The sequence below is a fragment of the Pseudoalteromonas sp. K222D genome (assembly GCF_017653575.1).
Lineage (GTDB): Bacteria > Pseudomonadota > Gammaproteobacteria > Enterobacterales > Alteromonadaceae > Pseudoalteromonas > Pseudoalteromonas nigrifaciens.
This window is the reverse complement of record NZ_JAGGDL010000023.1, coordinates 36,315-55,954: the sequence shown is the minus strand read 5'-3', so window position 1 is coordinate 55,954 and position 19,640 is coordinate 36,315. Positions and strand designations below refer to the sequence as shown.

Sequence of the window (19,640 nt, the reverse complement as noted above, 5' to 3'; positions counted from 1 at the left end):
AAGAAGCAGCCTAGTCTCTAAGTCAAGGCTGTAGAAGCCCATTGATCGACACGGAGTGGCGTCGATGGGTAGTTCACAGTTGCGGTTTTGGCTCTGCTCGGATGCAGGTTTAGTGCTTGTTGTTGGCCTATATAATTCAAATATAAAATCTAGCTCTTCTTGCTCTAATAATGGGTGCATGATTAAACCTTAGCTTAGTGTTATTAGCGCTAGGTTAGGGTTTTGCCACTGAATTAAAAATGAACAGTTACATTTTAACTCTTACTAAATTGTAACCCAAAAAAAGCCAACCCAGTGGCGAGTATTCGTTAAGTAAATTGCAATCCACTTTTACTTCACTAATGGCAGGCTTACTGTAAACACTACGCCATCGCCTTGTTGGTTATTTTTAGCGGTTACACTGGCATTATGGTAGTCGCACACCAACCTTACAATATAGAGTCCTAATCCTAAATGTGGCTGTTGCTGCATTTGCTGGCTACGCACCGACACCATAGAATCAAAAATATGCTCAGTTAAACCAGCAGGTAATAATGGACCATAATTACCTACGGTTAAAACAGCTACGCTGTCGTTTTGTTTTAAGCTAACATTAATTGGCTTTTCTGCGTGGCTAAATTCAATTGCATTATTAATTAACTTATCGAGCAATTGCGCTATAAACTCTGGTGCACCTTGCATAGGAAGTGCAGTTTGGCATATATCAAGTGTAAACAGCTGCTTAGGGTAAGTAAGCTGGTAGCCCTGCATGCAGCCATTTATTACTTTTTGTAAGTCGAATGGCTCAGGCTCATTGCTTTGAATACTTTGCTCTAAGCGAGTGGCTTCGCTCATGGTGGTAATAATTTTACCTAAGCGTTCTACGCCTTCACTGGCGCGATCTAAGTACTTTTGACTCAACTCGCTTTGTGGTTGCATTTGTAGGTTTTCGAGCGATGAGCGTACTACCGCAACAGGTGTACGCAACTCGTGCGATAACCGCGACGACATATTTTCTAAATAGTTAGTATAGCCACCAAGGCGACTGACTATATTAGCAAAACTGCGTGATAGATCGCCAATTTCGTCATTAGCATCGCTGTAATTAATACTGCCAGTAACTCGCCCTTGTGCATCTATAGCTTGCTCAGCGGTATCGCGCAAACGCCTAATACGGCTCGATATTCGAGAGGCAAAAAAGAATAACGTTACAGTGCCAATAAGCATTACGGCTAAAATAACGTTAAACAATTTTTCGAGCGATTTATTACGTAGCGTACGTACGCCATTGGTGGTTTCCTCGGCTATTACTGCGCCAATTACTTTATCTTGGATCCAAATAGGGTAAGCAGCCGATAAAATTACGGCTTTACTGTCTGGGGTTAATCGCCACGATGATGCCGGCTGGCCTTTTAATGCTTTAGCTAAATGACTACCTTGCATAGCTGCTACGTCGTGTAGAGTATCTAAAAATTCGTTTTCGGGGCGTGTTAAAATTTTATAATAAAGGGGATGCAAGTAGTTTTGCTCAAACTGTTGCCACCAAGTTTCAGGGGCTTGATTGGCAAGGCCGTCAGCCCATACTCCATCGGCATGATGAATCGATCCCGATTGTGCTAATACTCTATGATGCTTATCGACCACCCAAATACGACTGCCGCTGTGGCCCATGCCTTTTAAAATACGATTAATTTCGGGAGAGGGCACAAGCACTGAACCTAAATCGCTGGGGTTATTTAGATTTGAGGTCGACATTATTTTAGGTTCTAACAAGGACTCTTTGTTATCTACATCAACAATGGCAAAGCCAAGTTTATTGCCAAGCATACTAATAGGAAAGCGTAGCTCAATATTGTAGCCAGTCGCTGTACTGCTAAAATAGCCCTGAATTTTTGTAAAGGGTACTTTGCTATCTGCATTAAAAGCGTTTACCCAGCCATCTTGCCGTGGCGCAATAATGTAGCGGTTAAACTGCCCATCAGGTGTTTTTAAGCCAATTTTTAAATGGTCGTTATTAGTAATACTTAAACTGTTTTTTGGCCGATAAACGAGTTGGTTATCTGTTACTTTAAACAGTGCATAAAGGTAATTATCAAACTTTCCTACCATGTGCTCAAACGACAGATCGCTGGCTTGATGCTTGTTGTCGGTTTTTTGTAAGTAGCGTTTGTCGTATTGCCAAAATAATGCCTGATAGCTCTCCCAATCTGTGAGCTTACCATCGAGTTGAATCGGGTTTTTAAGGTTGTACGCGTATAGATCGCGGCCCTTTACAACCTGATCTAAAAAACTAGTTTGCTGATCAAATAATGCAGGGCGTTCATGCAGGGCAGTGGCGAGGGCACGGGTAGTGCCTACTAAGGTTTTTTCTTGGCCTTGGCGTAAAAACTTTTCCATTTCCCACACATATTCGTAGCCCAACCAGGGCAATAAAAATAAAAAGCAAGAAAGTAAAATAAACTTACTACGTAGGCCAAATCGCAACATTAAATTTGCTCCCACCTGTAGCCCATGCCATACACTGTATCTATGCAGTCAAAGTTACTATCGAGTGCTATAAACTTTTTACGAATACGTTTTACGTGTGAAGTTATGGTGCTGTCGTCTACATAAATTTTTGCATCACTCATTAATTCATTACGGCTTTTAACATGTCCGGGGCGCTGTGCGAGGGAGTGCAACATCCAAAATTCGGTTACTGTTAAATCAACTAATAGTTGTTGCCAAAACACCTGCATGCGCTGTGTGTCGAGCGTTAAGGGCCCGCGAGTTATAAGTGCACTTTCGTCGGCAGGTTGTTTAAGTGCTTCCATACGACGAAATAGTGCACCAATACGTGCCGCTAAATGAGCCAAACTAATATCTTTTGTGAGGTAGTCGTCGGCGCCCATACGTAGGCCACACACTGTGTCTATTTCGCTATCACGAGCAGTTAAAAAAATAATAGGCAGCGTTTTAGACAGTGATCGCAATGTTTGGCACAGCAAAAACCCACCATCTATTTCATTACCTAAGCCAATATCAACAATGGCTAAATCGGGCAGGGCATTTTTAAACGCCGCTTCTGCGCTACTACGATTTGCATACCCAGTTACCTGATAACCTTGTGCGCTGAGCATTTCAGTGTAGTTTTCGCGAATGGCGGGTTCATCTTCAATGATGGCTATTTTTTTCATTTCTGGGTTTATCCTCTTTATTACCAACGCACTATAACGAAGTTTTTAAGCTAAGTACGCTTAAAAAGGCAATTGCCTTTTTTTTGCCACAATTGCTCAGTGGTTTGCCATTTTTGCTCCCCTTTGTTGCCACTTGAGCTTGTTTTAATACACCCATCAAAACAAAACATCATAAATTAAAAAGTAAGTTTAAGGATCAATCATGAAGAAGACATTAATAGCGCTAACCCTAGCGGCCGTTTTTTGCGGTCCCGCATTAGCATCAACCTCTAATAATACGGCTACAAAAGAAGCGCACACCGAAACCGCAATAGGCTTGGGAGCGGGCGCTATTATAGGTGGTGTAGTAGGCGGCCCTATTGGTGCTTTTGTGGGAGCATTTGCTGGTGGTTTAATAGGCGATGCAAAAGTTGCTGATAACAAAATTGCCGAGCAACAGCGTGCAATAATTGTAATGACAGAAAAAACCAACGACTACCAACACCTGCTTAGCCATAATAGTCAGTTAGAGCAACAAATCGAAGTGCTTGCTAATCAAAATGAGCAGTTAACACAATCGCAAATTAATAATTTACTTGCCATGACAGTACAGTTTAAAACCGGCTCACGTGTTATTGCGCCACATTTTGCATTGCAGTTAGACCAACTCGTTACGCTTTTAAAAAACCAGCCACAGTTAGCGCTCGATTTAAGTGGGTTTGCCGATCAACGCGGTGATGAACAAGCCAACCTTTTACTTTCAAAAGCACGTGTAAATGCGGTGCAAAGCTATTTAATAAAACAGGGCGTAAGCCACACGCGCTTAAGCACGCAAGCATTTGGTGAGCAGCAAACACTTGCTAAAACTAACACAGTAGAAGACAACACGTTTGATCGGCGGGTAACCCTTACTACTCGTTTAATAAATCCTGTAAATAGCCAAACAGCAAGTAATTAAATTAAAGCCTTCGATGGAGTGATTTTATGTTTTTTTTGAGTAAACCAAGCAAAGTGCTTACCCTTAAATGGGTAAGCCTTTTTACACTGGGTATACTGGTGATGTTAACGAGCTTTAAAAGCCACGCACACTCTCCCAAGTTAGAACTTTTTGATAGCAGCGGCGCACAAGCAGGCCCTGCAATAATATTAAAAAGTGATGCAAATATGACATTAACCGGACTTATAAATCATGTTGTAGTTAAACAAACTTATCAAAACCAAAACCCGTTTGCTGTTAATGCGCGTTATGTGTTTCCGCTGCCCGATGAAAGCGCAGTACATGCTATGACCATGCGTATTGGCGAGCGAGTAATTAAGGGCCAAATTGATAAAAAAGTGGCGGCCGAAAAAAAATACGCAGAAGCCAAACAGGCCGGCAAGCAAGCAGCACTAGTACGCCAGCAACGCGCTAATATGTTTATTACAAACGTAGCTAATATAGCCCCTGGGGAGCAGGTTATTATTGAGCTGGAATATCAAGAAATAATTGATTACAGCAGCGGCACCTTTACAGTGCGCTTTCCGGGCACAATCACACCGCGTTATCATGTAACCCAAGGTGAAATTGACATAAATAAAGAAAGCCAAAAACCAACTAACTCGCTACCACATGGTTGGCTAAGCCCAGTTTATAGCACGCAAAAAAATGACGATAAGCCAAGTAGTCAGTTTAATTTAAACTTAGATATAGACGTAGGTTTAGAGCTGGTAGATATAAATTCTAAATTTCATAATGTAAATATTCAAAACACTGCATTTGGACAATACTCAATAGAGTTAAATGAGCAAAATGCGCTAAACCGCGACTTTGTACTGGAGTTTAAACCTCTGCAAAAAGAGCAAGCCCAAGCTGCATTTTTTACCGAGCAGTTTGAAAATGGCGAGCGCTACGGGCTCGCTATGCTAATGCCGCCTGCAGATAACTTTATAGCAACGCAGCGATTAGCCCGCGAAACAGTATTTGTAGTCGATACTTCGGGCTCTATGCATGGGCAGTCTATGGAGCAAGCTAAAAACGCATTGTTTTATGCGCTATCGCTGCTAGACAGTAACGACAGTTTTAACATTATAGGGTTTGATAATGTAGTAACCCTAATGAGCGATAAACCTTTAGTTGCAAGTGGCTTTAATTTACGCCGCGCAGAGCGCTTTATATATGGGTTACAAGCCGACGGCGGTACAGAAATACAAGGCGCACTTGATGCCGTTTTAGATGGTTCGCAGTTTGATGGTTTTGTACGCCAAGTAATATTTTTAACCGATGGTAGCGTAAGCAACGAAGATGCACTGTTTAAAAGTATTCAAGCTAAATTAGGCGATAGCCGCTTATTTACAGTTGGTATTGGCAGCGCCCCCAATAGCTTTTTTATGCGCCGTGCGGCAGATGTAGGCAAGGGCTCGTTTACTTTTATAGGCAGCACTAGCGAGGTGCAACCTAAAATGCAGCAGTTATTTGATAAGCTCGCACATCCTGCAATTACTAATTTAGCGCTAAGCGATGAAAACGGTAATAGCCTAGACTTTTGGCCTTCGCCACTGCCAGATCTCTATTTTAATGAGCCAATAATGGTGGCTATAAAGCTCAATAATGCCAGTAATGTAATATTAAACGGGCAAACTGCACAAGGGCCTATTAGTATTAACCTAAACACACAAGCAGGCTCAAATGCTAAAGGAATTGCTAAGCTGTGGGCTCGTCAAAAAATTAAGTCGTTGCTGCTCTATAACTCACAAAATGCAGTTAAAGACGAAGTGCAACAATTGGCGCTTACTCATCAATTACTCAGCCCATTCACGGCTTTTATAGCAATAGAGCAAACACAAATTAATCCAATAGCAGAACAAACAGCTAATGCTACTAACGCAGTTCCTCAGGGTATGGCAATGCGTTTGCCACAAACCGATGGGCAAAGCAAAGTACATATAATATTAGGAATTTTATTGTTAAGTGGGTTTGTGCTAGTAAGGCGTTTTAAATGAAAAAGTGGCTAAGCGCGGGGCTATTAATACTTGGTTTGGGGTTATTTGGTCATGGCGCTTACATGCAAGGCAAAGCATGGCTGGCGCAATTACTAATTGAACAGGCCTGGCAGCAGGCTCTTAAAACGCCTGAAGCAAAAGTTAAGCCATGGTTTTACGCCGATAGTTATGTAACCGCACAATTAAATTGGCCGGCGCATAATGAAAAACTCACCGTATTAGCAGGTGCTAGCGGGCGTAATTTAGCCTTTGCGCCCAGCCACTTTTTACCCGCAGCAGAGCTTGGTAGTAAACAAGCTGGGGCACTCATTGCAGGGCATAACGACACTCACTTTGCTTTTTTACAGCACGTTAAAGTGGGAGAGCAGTTTACCCTGCAATTACAAAATGGCACCTTGCAGCATTATAAAGTAACCGGCAGCGAGGTAATTCATGAGTCAGAAAACACATTTTTACACACTGCACAATTGTATTTACTAACGTGCTACCCTTTTGACGCGTTAGCATCGGGAACCGAATTTAGGCTATTGGTTTCGGCCGATATGATATCGGAGGTAGTAAGATCGGTGGAAATATCCTCGCCCGACTCGGCGCTGGGGATATCAACCACTAATTCTTGATGACGTTGGCTGATCATTACGCCAACAAATACCACAAATATACTCAGCCACTGCCACAAGTTAAGCACTTCATTTAAAATGATGGCCGAAAGAATCAGCGTAAATATAGGAATTAAATTTGAATAAGCCGCTGCGGTTAATACCGATACCTTACTAATAGCGTAGTTATACATACCATAACCGCCTAAAGTAACAAACGAGCCTAAATATAAAATACTTAATAAAGCGGTTATATTGTGTTGATTTTCGCTCGGTAGGTCGATAAAAAGCAAAAACGGTGCAAAAAATAAACTGCCACTAATGCCTTGCAGCGCTATAAGCGTTAACGGTGAATAACGACTCGCTAAGTGTTTAATGCAAACGGTATAAAACGCCGCACATACCATGGCCATAAGTTCTAAAAAATTACCTAATAATGGGTTAGGCGCTTGATCGGAGTTTGGTGAAAGCACAGTGAGCAAAATGCTGCCACCAATACAAAAAGTAAAGCCAATAATAATAGATTTACTGATGTATTCTTTAAGCATAAAAAAAGCCAGTACAGCAATAATAATAGGCAAGCACGACACAATTACCCCCGCCTGCGATGCCGAGGTATATTCCATTGCATGGCCTTCAAATAAAAAGTACAAGCAAGGCTCAGCCAGCGACATAGCAATTAAATACTTCCAGTCACCAACTCTGTATTCAAAGCGTATTACATAGCGCCATAAGCACAGCGATAAAAATAATGTGGTTAGCATGCGTAAAAATATCACCAAAGCGGGGTCGTAAATAGCAATGGCATACTTAAGTGCAATAAAGGAACTACCCCATAAAAAGGTGGCAATAATTAAACATAAACTGGCAGGCATAGCAGGTAATTTACACAATTGAATAAAATCAGATCCTAGCATGAATATATTTTACTTGTTGAAAAATACCCAGCTGGTATAAATAAATTCATCTTTAATTATTCAGTAGTAAAAATAAATGCAAAGGGATCAGGTAATCGTTGTAAAGCTAGGTACAAGCGTACTGACTGGCGGCACCGATAAGCTAGATAAAGCGCATATGGTTGAACTAGTGCGCCAATGTTGTGAGCTTAAAAAGCAAGGGCATCACGTTATTTTAGTTTCGAGCGGAGCCGTGGCGGCCGGACGAGAACAATTACTAAAGCCCTGTGGCCGCAGCGTAATAGATAAGCAAATGCTAGCAGCAGTTGGTCAAGGCCAGCTCATTCATATTTGGCAAAGCTTGTTTGCTTTGTATGGTGTAAACGTAGGGCAAATGCTGTTAACCCGCGCCGATGTTAACGACCGAGAGCGCTATTTAAATGCCCGCGATACACTAAATGCATTATTAAACTACGACGTAGTGCCCATCATTAACGAAAATGATGCGGTTGCTACTAGTGAAATAAAAGTAGGCGATAACGATAATTTATCAGCGTTGGTGGCTATTTTAGCTAATGCCAATAAGCTGTTATTGCTTACCGATCAAGAAGGATTATTTACCAGCGATCCGCGCACTAATGCCGATGCCACATTAATTGGTGAAGTGAGTGATATTAACGACGAATTGCGCCAGCTTGCTGGTGGTAGTGGCACAAACTTGGGCACCGGCGGTATGGCAACCAAACTGCAAGCAGCCGACATTGCAAGGCGTGCTGGGGTTGAGGTTATAATTGCCAAAGGTGCGGGTAAAAATGTCATTTTAAAATGTATGAGCGAGCAACTGCCCGGCACACGTTTTTTAAAGCTCACTGCGCCAAAAGAAGGGCGTAAAAAGTGGTTACTCGCTGGACCTAAAAGTAGCGGGCAAATTGTTATTGATGCTGGTGCAATAACCGCGCTGCAAACTAAAGGTGCAAGCTTACTTGCTAAAGGCGTGACCAATGCGTTGGGGGCATTTGAGCGCGGCGATCTAATAAGTGTAATAAATAGCGACAAACAACTTATTGCTCGTGGGTTAACCCGCTTTAGCAGCAGCGAAGTTAATAAAATTAAAGGCGCGCACTCTAAGCAAATAGGTGAGTTACTTGATTACGATGGCGGGGCAGAAGTACTGCATCGCGATGACTTAATTTTACTGTAATAAAAAGCAGTATAGCTGAATAAATAAGCTCCCATTTTAGTAGCTAAATAATTAACCTGACCCGAGGTTGAGCTTACAAAGCTCAAATATACTGGCTGAGTATATTTGAGCTTTTTTGCTGCTATTTTTGTGTTAAAATCTGGCACCTTAAATTTGTTGTAAATAGAGTGCAGTTAATGAAATTAGTTCGTTGGTTATTAGGAAGTATAATTTTATTCTTTAATTTTGTATTTACGCCACGTAGTAAAAAACGTGCTCCAGAAGTGCAACAGCAGCTTGATCAGCAAACCGCACAATTTAAGCTTTATCAATTTAAAGCATGCCCGTTTTGTGTAAAAGTGCGCCGTGCTATTAAGCGCGAAGGCCTTAAAATAGAAACGCGTGATGCAAAAAGTAATGAGCAATATCGTCAAGAACTGCTAGAACAAGGCGGAAAAGTTAAAGTGCCTTGTCTGCGCATCGAGCAAAATGGCCAAGTAACTTGGCTATACGAATCAAACGATATTATTGCTTATATAAACAAAGTAGCAGCATAAATAACTTTACCATCTCACTTATTAAAAGAGACATTACCATGACAATTCGCACCCGTGTTGCCCCGTCGCCAACTGGCGACCCGCATCTTGGCACCGCTTATATCGCCTTATTTAATTACTGTTTTGCTAAACAGCAAGGTGGTGAATTTGTACTTCGCATTGAAGATACCGACCAAGTACGTAGCACTGCCGAGTCAGAGCAAGCAATTATGGATAGTTTGCGTTGGTTAGGACTCGAGTGGGATCATGGCCCAGATGTGGGCGGTGAGTTTGGCCCGTACCGCCAGTCTGAGCGTAGCGATTTATACAAAAAATACGCACACCAACTCGTTGACGACGGCAAAGCATTTTACTGTTTTGCAACAAGCGAAGAGCTGGATAAAATGCGCGAAGAGCAAATGGCAGAAGGTCTACGCCCTAAATACGACGGCCGTGGCTTAAACCACACAGACGACGAAATTAAAGCAAACCTAGCAGCGGGTAAACCTTACGTTATACGTATGAAAATCCCTAGCGAAGGCACTTTTAAATTTAACGACTACCTACGCGACGAAATTGAGATCCCGTGGGAAAACGTCGATATGCAAGTGCTATTAAAAGCTGATGGCTTCCCAACTTACTTTTTAGCGAACGTAGTTGACGATCACCATATGCAAATTAGCCATATTTTCCGTGGCGAAGAGTGGATTAACTCAGCGCCTAAACTATTAAAACTTTACGAAGATTTTGGTTGGGAAGCGCCAGTACTTGGGCATTTACCGCTACTGCGTAACCCAGATAAGTCAAAACTGTCTAAGCGTAAAAACCCAACCTCTATTAACTACTATAAAGAAATGGGTTACCTGCCAGAAGCCGTGCTTAACTATTTAGGCCGCATGGGTTGGTCAATGCCAGATGAGCGTGAAAAATTCACTCTTAACGAAATGATTGAAAACTTCGATATGAAGCGCGTGTCACTAGGTGGCCCAGTATTCGACGTAGATAAACTTAGCTGGTTAAACGGCATGTGGATCCGCGAAAACCTAACTGACGAGCAGTTAATTCAGCGCTTTGTTGATTGGAAGTTTAATGGCGAAATGCTAGCTAAAGTATTACCAGAAGCCAAAGCACGTATTAACACATTGTCGGACTTAGTTGACTTAGCTGGGCATTTTGTTGGTGGTATACCTACTTATGATCCTGCGCTATTAACCGCGGGTAAAGCCGATGAAGACGTAATTCGCCAAGCACTACAATTTTTTGTATGGCAGCTAGAAGGCCTACGTAGCTTTGATAAACCAGCTATTTTTGCCATTGCAAAAGAAGTAGCAACGTTCCACGAGCTTAAAATTAAAGACTTTTTAGAGCCGATTTTTGTGGCAATTACGGGTAAAACGTCATCTACCTCTGTGCTTGATGCTATGGAAATATTAGGCTCTGACCTATCGCGTGCTCGTTTACGTGTAGCATTGGCGCATTTAGGTATTTCTAAAAAGCAGGCTAAAAATATCGAACGTGCCTACCGCGAATACCCAAGTGCATAATTGCTAAATAATGCATTTTTAAAAGCCGAGCTTAGTAAATAAGTTCGGCTTTTTTGTTTCAGGTTGTTTAGTTATATGACATCGTATTTTGATATTGTTTAGTCTAAGCATTCATAATTTACTAAATGCTACAATGCGGCATATAAACTCATAGGAGGCCGTATGATTGCAACCGTTAAAAACAAAGCCATTTTTAGCAGTAATACATTTTCGATAAACCTTGTTACTTACCCAACTAATCACAGCGTAATGAACCACATTGATCCGGTGCAGCAAGGGCGCTATTACAAACTCAACTTTGTATTAGTAAAACCTAAAAGCGGTGGGGTGTTTAAATGCGCTAAATGTATTATTAACTGGTTTAATAGGGTGTATTTATTTAGGCCCGATAAGTACGAACACAGCGTATCTAAAATCGAGTCTGGAAAGCGTGTGCTACTGAGCTTTGCACTTAATATATGATTTATTAATAGTCGTAGGCCTGTCCGGTACATAAAACAGATAGGTCGCAATACGATACAGAGGTTTCGCTACAAGAGTTAATAGTAAAAGCATTTGCGCCTCTGCGCATGGCATCAGCTTTAAGTAAATCAATAGCATTTGATTTAGAACGGTTATAGCTTACATTATTGTTACCCATACCATCGCCATCACAGCTTTCACCTGCTATTCGGCCTAAAAGTGTAGCGCCACTTTCTTGTGCTTCTTGGTCGCTGTAAAACTGCTGCAAATCTCTTTTATTAACGTAGGTACCAATTTCTTGAGATAAAACGTCGTTGTCTATATCAGTATGAAAAGTCATGTTTGAGCAACCACTTAAAGTAGCCAGTGCAGTTATTATTGCCATAAAACGTAGCATATTAATTAGTCCTTTAATTTATTGTTTGAAGTAGTAAATTACTAACAAAATCGAATGTGGGCAATGTTTACTACTGAGTAAATTGTTAGTATTTGTAAATGACTTTATATGCACTCGGTTTTACTTAGCATAGGATAAGTAAACAAAAAGAAATGACAAATATTTACTAACCAATGGCATAAAATAGCCCACTCTAAACGCTGCGTTTTATAAAAAACATAGCCATATCCCAAACCTGCAATAAATGAAACTAATACATAGCTAACTCCCCCAGCAAAATGTGCCAAAGCAAAAATACCTGCAGTAATTACAGGCGCAAATATTGCCAAGCGGGTAGGCGTAATAATTTGACTAAGCTTGGTTTGTAATAAGCCTCTAAATAACGCTTCTTCAGCAACACAGGTAAATAAAAGGTTTATAGCAATAAATGCTAACCAGAAGTCAGGAACCTTAGGGTTAAAGCTTACCAGCCCAAGTATTAGAGCTGCAGTAAGTGCGGCTAAAATGGTAGTAATAATTATTAAAATAGGGGGTTTAATTAATGAAATCGTCTTTTTAGACTCTGCTTTTAAAGGCTTTATATTTGAATAAAAGTAAGCACAAAGAAAGAGGCCAGCCATAGCTTTATCAAAATTAGCATAAAGGGTAAAAGCAATTGCATCGCTGGTAATATGCTCGTTTATAGCAATAGGAAGGTTGTTAAAACCAGGCACCCAATGAAGCGCTAATGCCAATGAGGAAACTATAAAAACAGTGCTTAAAATAGCGCGTATTATTGTTTGCTTTGTATATAGCACAAAGTGATATAAAGCAACGTAAAGCCCAGTACTGAGCAGTCCATATAAATTTATATAACCCTCAAAATACGCACATATAACACTTAAAGCCATTAAGTAGTGCCAAAGTGGTTGCCGTATTATTGATACTTTACAGTACGGAAAAACACATATAATCGATAATGCTAATAAATAAAAAGTCATTATTTTTTTATTACTCTGTTTTATTTAGTAACTAATCTAACAGATTCGACCTCTCATTTTATTTTTTCTGTTAGTATAGCCAGGTTATAAGCCGTTTAAGTAGTGAACACCCTATGTTAAGTCCTTTTTATCAGCAACATGCTGATTATGTTTCGATCTCTCGTGAGCAAGGCTGTCGTTTCGCCAAGTGTATTGCTGATGATTACAACCCACTTCACGATAAAGATGCGAAGAAATTTTGTGCTCCAGGAGACTTACTTTTTTCATTAGTATTAGATCGTTACGGTATTAGTGAACGCATGGAGTTTACTTTTGCGGGTATGGTTGACGAAAATACCAAACTTAGCTTCCCTGCAGAGGCCGATGAATTTGATGTAACAAACGGCGATAAAGTAATTCTAAAGGTAAAACGCGAAGGTAAAACCAGCAAATGCCCAGCACTTACTAATAGCTTGATTAAAAATTATGTTGAGTTTTCAGGCGCAGCGTTTCCGCACGTGATTATTCCGCTCATGGGTAAGCAAGAGGTAATGATTAACCCTGCACGCCCGATGATTATTTACGAATCGATGATTATAAATCTTGATACTGTTGAAATTAGTGCACCGACACTTGAATTTGCAGAGCCTAGTTTTGAATACGCAGGTAAACGCGGCAAAATTACTTTGCGCTTTAATTTGCTAGAAAACGGTAAAAAAGTGGGTTTTGGTGAAAAGCACATGGTGGTATCGGGTATTCGCGAGTACTGCCAAGCTACGGTTGATGATTTGATTGCTTTTTACAACGAGCGCAAAGCAAATTTAAAACCAGCTTAAAAACGAGATGAATTTTAAAAGGTGCTATTTAGCGCCTTTTTTATTGGCACAAATAAAAGCAGATAAATACGATTAAATAGTTTTCTCAAGCACTCTAATTTACGGCATGAGTGAATATGAGTACAATAGCGCTCTTTGTCATTTTAAAGCTAAGCCTATGTCTGCCACTACGTTCTCATCACTTAATCTCGACCCGTTGTTATTAACTGCGATTGAGCAAAATAATTACACTCAACCTACCGCAATTCAGATTAAAACCATCCCGCCTATTTTAGCGGGCAGTGATGTAATGGGCAGTGCACAAACTGGCACAGGTAAAACCGCAGCGTTTGTACTACCACTGCTACACAAACTTTTAAACACCCCTAAAAAAGATGAGCCAGGTGTTGCTCGCGTGGTAATTTTAACGCCAACTCGCGAACTTGCTCAGCAAGTATTTGCCAGCTTTGAAAAATATGCCCAAGGCACCAATATTAAAGGGGCATTAGCGTATGGCGGCGCAAGCATAGGCCCACAAATAAAAGCCCTAAAAGATGCGCAAGTAATAGTAGCCACCCCGGGGCGCTTACTCGATCATATTGTTAAAGGCAGTGTGGTGCTTTCAAGTGTTGACTCACTGGTGTTTGATGAAGCCGATCGTATGCTTGATATGGGATTTATTGACGAAATTAAACGTATATTGCGCCATATTCCAGGCGATCGCCAAACTTTGTTATTTTCGGCGACTTTTGATGACAGCGTATTTGCGCTTAGTAAAAAACTACTTAAAAACCCAGAATTAGTTGAAGTTGATAAACGCAACTCAGCAGCAGTTGAGGTTGAGCAAGTAATTTACTCAGTAGACGAGGATCGCAAGCGCGAGCTGGTATCGCACATGATCGGCATGAAAAATTGGCGCCAAGTGCTTATTTTTACTCGCACCAAACAAATGGCCGACCAACTGGCTAAAGAAATGTGTAAAGACGGTTTAAAAACCGAGTCAATCCATGGTGATAAATCACAAGGCGCACGCGACCGCGCACTACAAAACTTTAAAGAAGGCATTACCCGTGTATTAGTTGCTACCGATGTAGCCGCACGTGGCTTAGATATTCCAACACTTAGATTTGTAATTAACTTTGAACTGCCATACATAGCCGAAGACTACGTACATCGCATTGGCCGTACAGGTCGCGCTGGTGAGCAAGGGCTTGCAATGTCGCTAGTAAGTATTGACGAGCAATGGTTACTTGAAGAAATAGAAGTACTGTTAGATACCCGCTTAACGCCACAGTGGCTAGCAGGCTACGAGCCAGATCCAAACAAAAAGCCAAAAGATAACCGCAAAAACACCAATAAATCACGAAAAGACCGCGATAAAAAACGCATTACAGGACAAAGAGAGCCAAGTAGAAGACGTAAATAACAGTTTTTTAGTTTTGGCTTTCAATTGTCAGTGAAATAATACGACCCCGAAAAATAGCCGCGGGGTTGTATTAGGCTAAATTTAGCATTTAAAAGGAATTAATTTATGAACAAAGTTACTAAAACATGGTTGCTGTATTCAGGCATAGGTTTAGTTTTATCGCTGGCAATAATAAGTTTATTAGATATTTTTACCAGCTTTAGGTTTATATCTAACGAAGGAGTTATTTTTGGTGTTATGTGCGCTGCTATGGGAGCAGCGTTAAAAAGCTATTCAGGGCAAAAGGTTAGTAACAAAAGCGGCAAGCAACAAAAGTAAACATAGTTAACATTGATAATAAAGCGCAAATGCATTTAGCACATAACTGCTAATTCCCCCTTACCTTTAACTAAATACGTTACTTCTCAAATTTAAAATAAAAAAAGGCAAGCTATAAGGCTTGCCAAAGAGTGTAACTAATTAATCAGGTTTTGTATTAAATGCTTAGCCCTTAAGCTATTAATTTTTCAGCTAGATTTAATTCCATGGTGGCTTTTAATAAGCGGTATAAGTTAATTGATGCGTCAATTTCTTCTTTACGGTTAGTTAAGCTTTCTATATTTAAGCCCAGCGGCACGTTTAAATGCGCACAGCTTTTAAGTATTAAATCGAGATTTTCGCGGCAAATACGTACCGATTCACTCAGCGTATTGTTCGCATCAAGCATGCGCCATTTAGTGGCCTCTGGCACTGAGATCCCCAACCATTGCATAAACTCTAAGGTTTTTTCGCCGCCGCACGGAGTAAAAGTTAAAATAAGGCGCTTAGGCTCAAGCCCTTGTGCTTTACAACTACGTGCATAGCTAGTTATTAACTCTATTGTTGCTTGTGCGTCGTAAACCGCTTGCGAAATAAAGAACTTACAGCCTTGAGCGGTTTTTTCTATTAGGCGCTCGTGTTCATTACGTTTATTAGAATGACGCTCTGCAATAGTAACGCCGCCTAAAAAGAAGTCATCAGATTGCTCTGCCAGCGTTTTATACGCATCTGGTAGGCTTAGTTTTATATCGCCTATCGATGATGGGCTACCTACTAAAACAATATTTTTTAAATCGTAGTCGTTTTTAGTTTCACTTAGCCAATCTTTAAACTCGTTCGCACTGCGTTGCGCCACACTTTTATAGGTAATTACATCAAGGTGCGATAAGCCACGTAATAGGTTGCTGTATTCACGTGGATCGACAGTTTGCCTAAATGGAAACGGACGCGCTTGATTAGTACGGCTGCTTTCGTCTTGAATGTCGTAAATTATTACGCCGTCGTATTCAATTTCGTGTAGGCGACCCAATAGCTTTTCTGCAATGGTTTTTAGTTGCGCTTTATCGGTACCAATTTTTGGCGGCGTAGTACCAATAAGGTATACGCCTTGATTGCTATCTTCTATTTTCTCTTGAAGTGATAAAGCCATAATCCTCATTCCAGCTTAGTTTGTTACGATGGAATTAATATAGCAGCCATTTAGATGGCTAGATAGCTTTATTTAATGAAAGTTTTTCAATCGTAGTGAGGTTTATTCATACAAGCTCGTTACCAATTAGTAAATTTGATACAGTTGTTTACATAATAACAACGCTTTAGGCTCTTATTATTGGCGGCTTTGCGGCATAATCAGATGGTACTTTTTATTAAACTAGCTCAACGTTTAGCGATTAAAATTGATTGCTATAAAAGGAAAAACAATGAAATTTAAATTTTTAGCAACCAGTTTAGCGGTATCGCTGGCACTGTCGGGTTGCGCTATTGAACAAAATCAAACGAGCCAAGCAGTAACACAACAACAAACAAACACTACGGGCGAGGGCGTTTTTTCACAAGACTACTTACTAGAAGAGCTTGAAAATGGCTTGCGCGTTATGGTGGTTAAAACCGATTACCCTGATGTAGTCTCGTTGCAAATTCCTGTATCGGTAGGATCACGTAATGAAACGCAAGCGGGCAAAACGGGCTTTGCGCATTTTTTTGAACACATGATGTTTAAAGGCTCTGAAAAATTTCCTGAGGCTGTGTATTCAAGTATTTTAAAAAATTCTGGCGTTGATAACCGCGCTTACACCACCAACGATTACACTAACTATCATTTAAACTTTTCAAAGCAGCATCTTGATAAAGTACTTGAACTTGAAGCTGATATTTTTCAAAACTTAACCTATACCGAAGAGCAATTTAGAACCGAAGCGCAAACGGTAAAAGGCGAGTACTTAAAAAATAATGCCAGCCCAGTGCGTAAATTACTTAGCGCAGTACGCGAAGAGGCCTTTGAGCAACACACTTATAAACACACCACTATGGGCTTTTTTAAAGACATAGAAGCCATGCCTGATCAAATGGCTTATGGTAAAGAATTTTTTGCCAAATTTTATAAGCCCGAATATGTATCACTTGTAATTGTGGGTGATGTAGACCCAAAAGCCACTATGGCTATGGTTAAAAAACACTGGGGGGCGTGGAAAAAGGGTGACTATGTTGCCGACATTAAAGCAGAGCCAACACAGCAAGCGCCAAAATATAGTCATCAACAAAACCCAGGCTTACCAGGGCATTGGTTATTAGTATCGTATAAAGGCACTGCGTGGGAGCCGGCTAAAAAAGACAGAGCTGCGCTTGATTTACTCTCGCAGCTTTATTTTTCAAACAACTCAGATTTATACCAAGAGCTAGTGGTAGATAAACAAATTGCCAGCCAAATGTTTAGCTATAACCCAGAAACCAAAGATCCGGGTTTACTGCATGTATTTGTAAAAGTAGAAAAAGCAGACGATTTAGCCAAAGTACGCGATGCAATCAATCGTACCTACGCTCAAGCGCGTACTGAGTTAGTAGATAGCCAAAAACTCAGCGACTTAAAATCTAACCTTAAATACAGCTTTATAAATGGTTTAGATTCGTCGCAAGCAATTGCTGCAACCCTTGCAAGCTATATGCATTTTGAGCGTGACCTTAGGGTAATAAACCAGCTATATAAAACCTCAGATGAAATAACAGCTGAAGATATTAAAGCAATTGCTAACAAGTATTTTGTTGATAATGCACGCACTACCGTGACTATGTCGGCACTTGATAAAGCGCCAAATTTTGAGCAAGAGGTTGATTTAAACGCACTGGTTGCAAAACTGGAGCAAGCACCTCAGGCTGCTGCATTTAAAGTGCTAGATAAAACTAACAGCTCGCCATTAATCGACGTTAACTTTTTATTCAATACCGGGGCTGCTGCTGACCCGCAAGGTAAAAAAGGCCTTGGCGCATTAACTGCAGCTATGCTGGCGCAAGGTGGCTCACAATCAACAAGCTATAAAGATATTAAACAAGCACTTTATCCGCTGGCAGGTAGCTTTGGTTATCAAATAGATAAAGAAATGCTGTCGTTTCAAGGGCGTATTCATAAAGATAACGCTGCTAAGTGGTATGCATTAGTGAGCGATCAGTTACTTAATCCCGGTTTTAGAGAAGATGACTTTAAGCGCCTTAAAAAAGAGCTAATTGACGGTATTAAATCGGGCTTAAAAGCATCTAACGATGAAGAACTAGGTAAAGAAGTACTCTACAGCGCGCTTTACAAAGGCCATCCTTATGAAAGCTACAACTATGGTGATATTTCAGATTTAGAAGCACTTACGCTTGATGATGTTAAAACGTTTTATAACACAGAGCTTACGCAATCTAAGCTAACACTTGGCTTAATTGGTGCAGTACCGGAAAAACTAAAAGCTACTATGTTAGCTGATTTAGCAGGCCTGCCTAAAGGCGAGCAAAGCCGTTTAAGTATTCCTGATGCGCCTGAGCTTAAAGGCCATCATGCTACTATTGTTGAAAAGAGTGCGCAGTCGACAGCGGTATCGTTTGGTTTTCCAATTGATACAATAAGAAGTAGTGAGGATTGGACTGCACTGTGGTTAGTGCGTTCTTACTTTGGTGAGCACCGTAGTTCTAACAGCTTTTTATATGAGCGTATTCGTGAAACCCGTGGCATGAACTATGGCGATTACGCGTACATTGAATACTTTCCGCGTGGTATGTTTCAAACTAAGCCTGATGCAAACCTAGGGCGCTCTGAGCAAATATTTCAAGTGTGGTTACGCCCACTTCGCTCTAATAACGATGCGCATTTTGCGACTCGTACCGCCTTGTTTGAGCTTGATAAGCTAATTAAAAATGGCATGAGTGAAGACGACTTTGAAGCCACGCGTAACTTTTTAATTAACTTTGTGCCGCAAATGGTGGCAAGCCAAAATCGCCAACTAGGTTATGCACTTGATAGCGAGTTTTACAATACCGACAGCTTTGTAAGTTACGTAACTAACAAACTTAAAACGCTAACAGTAAAGGATGTAAACCGCGTTATTAAAGATAATCTACAAACCGATAATATCCATTATGTATTTATTACCGGTGACGGCGCTGATATGCAAAAGCGTTTAGCGCCTGAGCAAACATCGCCAATGGTTTATAATACCGATAAACCAGCAGAGCTTGTTGCAGAGGATAAAGTGATTGCCGATTACAAATTAGCTATTCCGGCAAAAAATATTGCAGTAATAGCAGTAGATAAAGTATTTAAGTAAGTTTAAACTTAAAAAAACTAAATGCTCCAACTGTTTTAAATAGTTGGGGCATTTTTGTTTTATAAAAATAGTTATATCTAATAACCACAACAAATAACTAAGGGATTAACACCTT

At 40.6% G+C, this 19,640-nt stretch carries 16 protein-coding genes and 2 pseudogenes; 11 read left to right on the top strand and 7 right to left on the bottom strand.

What is annotated here, in order from left to right; all coding sequences use genetic code 11:
* From J5X91_RS12210 to pdsR, 3 genes and pseudogenes are all read right to left on the bottom strand, one after another.
* Positions 1 to 180 (bottom strand): annotated as a pseudogene (locus J5X91_RS12210) (hypothetical protein); the annotation flags it as partial.
* A gap of 150 nt (positions 181 to 330) precedes the next feature.
* Entirely contained in the window at positions 331 to 2,466 is a 2,136-nt protein-coding gene (gene pdsS / locus J5X91_RS12205; protein ID WP_208834933.1) for a proteobacterial dedicated sortase system histidine kinase, read from the bottom strand.
* Positions 2,466 to 3,155, bottom strand: a complete 690-nt coding sequence (pdsR, locus tag J5X91_RS12200) for a proteobacterial dedicated sortase system response regulator (protein WP_208834932.1) — start codon at positions 3,153 to 3,155, stop codon at positions 2,466 to 2,468. The genes pdsS and pdsR overlap by 1 nt, the downstream gene beginning before the upstream one ends.
* Before the next feature lie 202 nt (positions 3,156 to 3,357).
* On the opposite strand from pdsR, the gene pdsO reads away from it, so the two are divergent.
* The 3 genes and pseudogenes from pdsO to J5X91_RS18120 form a co-directional block, all read left to right on the top strand.
* The gene (gene pdsO / locus J5X91_RS12195; RefSeq protein WP_208834931.1) at positions 3,358 to 4,092 is read left to right on the top strand and encodes a sortase-associated OmpA-like protein PdsO; all 735 of its coding nucleotides are present in this window, start codon (positions 3,358 to 3,360) and stop codon (positions 4,090 to 4,092) included.
* Between the two features lie 26 nt (positions 4,093 to 4,118).
* The gene (locus J5X91_RS12190) at positions 4,119 to 6,113 is read left to right on the top strand and encodes a marine proteobacterial sortase target protein (protein ID WP_011327328.1); all 1,995 of its coding nucleotides are present in this window, start codon (positions 4,119 to 4,121) and stop codon (positions 6,111 to 6,113) included.
* Positions 6,110 to 6,598, top strand: a pseudogene (locus J5X91_RS18120) (class GN sortase); the annotation flags it as partial. The gene J5X91_RS12190 and the pseudogene J5X91_RS18120, both read left to right, overlap by 4 nt.
* On the opposite strand, the gene J5X91_RS12185 reads toward J5X91_RS18120, so the two are convergent.
* A complete protein-coding gene (locus J5X91_RS12185) occupies positions 6,598 to 7,587 on the bottom strand; it encodes a DMT family transporter (protein ID WP_041454657.1) in 990 nt (329 codons plus the stop codon). The pseudogene J5X91_RS18120 and the gene J5X91_RS12185 sit on opposite strands and share 1 nt — an antisense overlap.
* 118 nt (positions 7,588 to 7,705) lie before the next feature.
* Between J5X91_RS12185 and proB the strand changes: the two genes are divergently transcribed.
* From proB to J5X91_RS12165, 4 genes are all read left to right on the top strand, one after another.
* Positions 7,706 to 8,809 (top strand): glutamate 5-kinase, encoded by a 1,104-nt coding sequence (proB, locus tag J5X91_RS12180; RefSeq protein ID WP_011327331.1) that lies wholly within the window; start codon positions 7,706 to 7,708, stop codon positions 8,807 to 8,809.
* Between the two features lie 176 nt (positions 8,810 to 8,985).
* On the top strand, positions 8,986 to 9,345 hold the full coding sequence (locus J5X91_RS12175) for a glutaredoxin domain-containing protein (protein WP_011327332.1): 360 nt from the start codon (positions 8,986 to 8,988) through the stop codon (positions 9,343 to 9,345).
* 38 nt (positions 9,346 to 9,383) lie between these two features.
* Positions 9,384 to 10,868, top strand: coding sequence for a glutamate--tRNA ligase (gltX, locus tag J5X91_RS12170; RefSeq protein ID WP_011327333.1), 1,485 nt, complete (start codon positions 9,384 to 9,386; stop codon positions 10,866 to 10,868).
* Between the two features lie 162 nt (positions 10,869 to 11,030).
* Complete coding sequence (locus tag J5X91_RS12165; protein ID WP_011327334.1) at positions 11,031 to 11,330, top strand: hypothetical protein; 300 nt, start codon at positions 11,031 to 11,033, stop codon at positions 11,328 to 11,330.
* 4 nt (positions 11,331 to 11,334) lie between these two features.
* Here J5X91_RS12165 and J5X91_RS12160 read toward each other — a convergent pair whose 3' ends face one another.
* Together J5X91_RS12160 and J5X91_RS12155 are read right to left on the bottom strand one after the other, a co-directional pair.
* Positions 11,335 to 11,727, bottom strand: coding sequence for a hypothetical protein (locus J5X91_RS12160; RefSeq protein ID WP_208834930.1), 393 nt, complete (start codon positions 11,725 to 11,727; stop codon positions 11,335 to 11,337).
* 104 nt (positions 11,728 to 11,831) lie between these two features.
* Positions 11,832 to 12,617, bottom strand: coding sequence for a CPBP family intramembrane glutamic endopeptidase (locus J5X91_RS12155; protein ID WP_244363852.1), 786 nt, complete (start codon positions 12,615 to 12,617; stop codon positions 11,832 to 11,834).
* A gap of 203 nt (positions 12,618 to 12,820) precedes the next feature.
* On the opposite strand from J5X91_RS12155, the gene J5X91_RS12150 reads away from it, so the two are divergent.
* From J5X91_RS12150 to J5X91_RS12140, 3 genes are all read left to right on the top strand, one after another.
* The gene (locus tag J5X91_RS12150; RefSeq protein WP_011327338.1) at positions 12,821 to 13,522 is read left to right on the top strand and encodes a DUF3581 domain-containing protein; all 702 of its coding nucleotides are present in this window, start codon (positions 12,821 to 12,823) and stop codon (positions 13,520 to 13,522) included.
* 157 nt (positions 13,523 to 13,679) lie between these two features.
* On the top strand, positions 13,680 to 14,927 hold the full coding sequence (locus tag J5X91_RS12145) for a DEAD/DEAH box helicase (RefSeq protein ID WP_041454344.1): 1,248 nt from the start codon (positions 13,680 to 13,682) through the stop codon (positions 14,925 to 14,927).
* A 105-nt stretch (positions 14,928 to 15,032) separates the two neighbouring features.
* Entirely contained in the window at positions 15,033 to 15,245 is a 213-nt protein-coding gene (locus J5X91_RS12140) for a hypothetical protein (protein ID WP_208834928.1), read from the top strand.
* Between the two features lie 172 nt (positions 15,246 to 15,417).
* Here the strand turns inward: J5X91_RS12140 and J5X91_RS12135 are convergent, their stop codons facing one another.
* On the bottom strand, positions 15,418 to 16,374 hold the full coding sequence (locus J5X91_RS12135) for a hypothetical protein (RefSeq protein WP_011327340.1): 957 nt from the start codon (positions 16,372 to 16,374) through the stop codon (positions 15,418 to 15,420).
* A gap of 271 nt (positions 16,375 to 16,645) precedes the next feature.
* Here J5X91_RS12135 and J5X91_RS12130 point away from each other — a divergent pair, with 271 nt between their 5' ends.
* Complete coding sequence (locus tag J5X91_RS12130; protein ID WP_208834927.1) at positions 16,646 to 19,525, top strand: M16 family metallopeptidase; 2,880 nt, start codon at positions 16,646 to 16,648, stop codon at positions 19,523 to 19,525.
* The last annotated feature ends 115 nt before the right edge of the window (positions 19,526 to 19,640 follow it).

Excerpts from the sequence above, each read along its gene's own strand:
- pdsS (WP_208834933.1), bottom strand. The coding sequence starts at position 2,466 with ATGTTGCGATTTGGCCTACGTAGTAAGTTTATTTTACTTTCTTGCTTT.
- pdsR (WP_208834932.1), bottom strand. The coding sequence starts at position 3,155 with ATGAAAAAAATAGCCATCATTGAAGATGAACCCGCCATTCGCGAAAAC.
- pdsO (WP_208834931.1), top strand. The coding sequence starts at position 3,358 with ATGAAGAAGACATTAATAGCGCTAACCCTAGCGGCCGTTTTTTGCGGT.
- J5X91_RS12190 (WP_011327328.1), top strand. The coding sequence starts at position 4,119 with ATGTTTTTTTTGAGTAAACCAAGCAAAGTGCTTACCCTTAAATGGGTA.
- J5X91_RS12185 (WP_041454657.1), bottom strand. The coding sequence starts at position 7,587 with ATGCCTGCCAGTTTATGTTTAATTATTGCCACCTTTTTATGGGGTAGT.
- proB (WP_011327331.1), top strand. The coding sequence starts at position 7,706 with ATGCAAAGGGATCAGGTAATCGTTGTAAAGCTAGGTACAAGCGTACTG.
- J5X91_RS12175 (WP_011327332.1), top strand. The coding sequence starts at position 8,986 with ATGAAATTAGTTCGTTGGTTATTAGGAAGTATAATTTTATTCTTTAAT.
- gltX (WP_011327333.1), top strand. The coding sequence starts at position 9,384 with ATGACAATTCGCACCCGTGTTGCCCCGTCGCCAACTGGCGACCCGCAT.
- J5X91_RS12165 (WP_011327334.1), top strand. The coding sequence starts at position 11,031 with ATGATTGCAACCGTTAAAAACAAAGCCATTTTTAGCAGTAATACATTT.
- J5X91_RS12160 (WP_208834930.1), bottom strand. The coding sequence starts at position 11,727 with ATGCTACGTTTTATGGCAATAATAACTGCACTGGCTACTTTAAGTGGT.
- J5X91_RS12155 (WP_244363852.1), bottom strand. The coding sequence starts at position 12,617 with ATGGCTTTAAGTGTTATATGTGCGTATTTTGAGGGTTATATAAATTTA.
- J5X91_RS12150 (WP_011327338.1), top strand. The coding sequence starts at position 12,821 with ATGTTAAGTCCTTTTTATCAGCAACATGCTGATTATGTTTCGATCTCT.
- J5X91_RS12145 (WP_041454344.1), top strand. The coding sequence starts at position 13,680 with ATGTCTGCCACTACGTTCTCATCACTTAATCTCGACCCGTTGTTATTA.
- J5X91_RS12140 (WP_208834928.1), top strand. The coding sequence starts at position 15,033 with ATGAACAAAGTTACTAAAACATGGTTGCTGTATTCAGGCATAGGTTTA.
- J5X91_RS12135 (WP_011327340.1), bottom strand. The coding sequence starts at position 16,374 with ATGGCTTTATCACTTCAAGAGAAAATAGAAGATAGCAATCAAGGCGTA.
- J5X91_RS12130 (WP_208834927.1), top strand. The coding sequence starts at position 16,646 with ATGAAATTTAAATTTTTAGCAACCAGTTTAGCGGTATCGCTGGCACTG.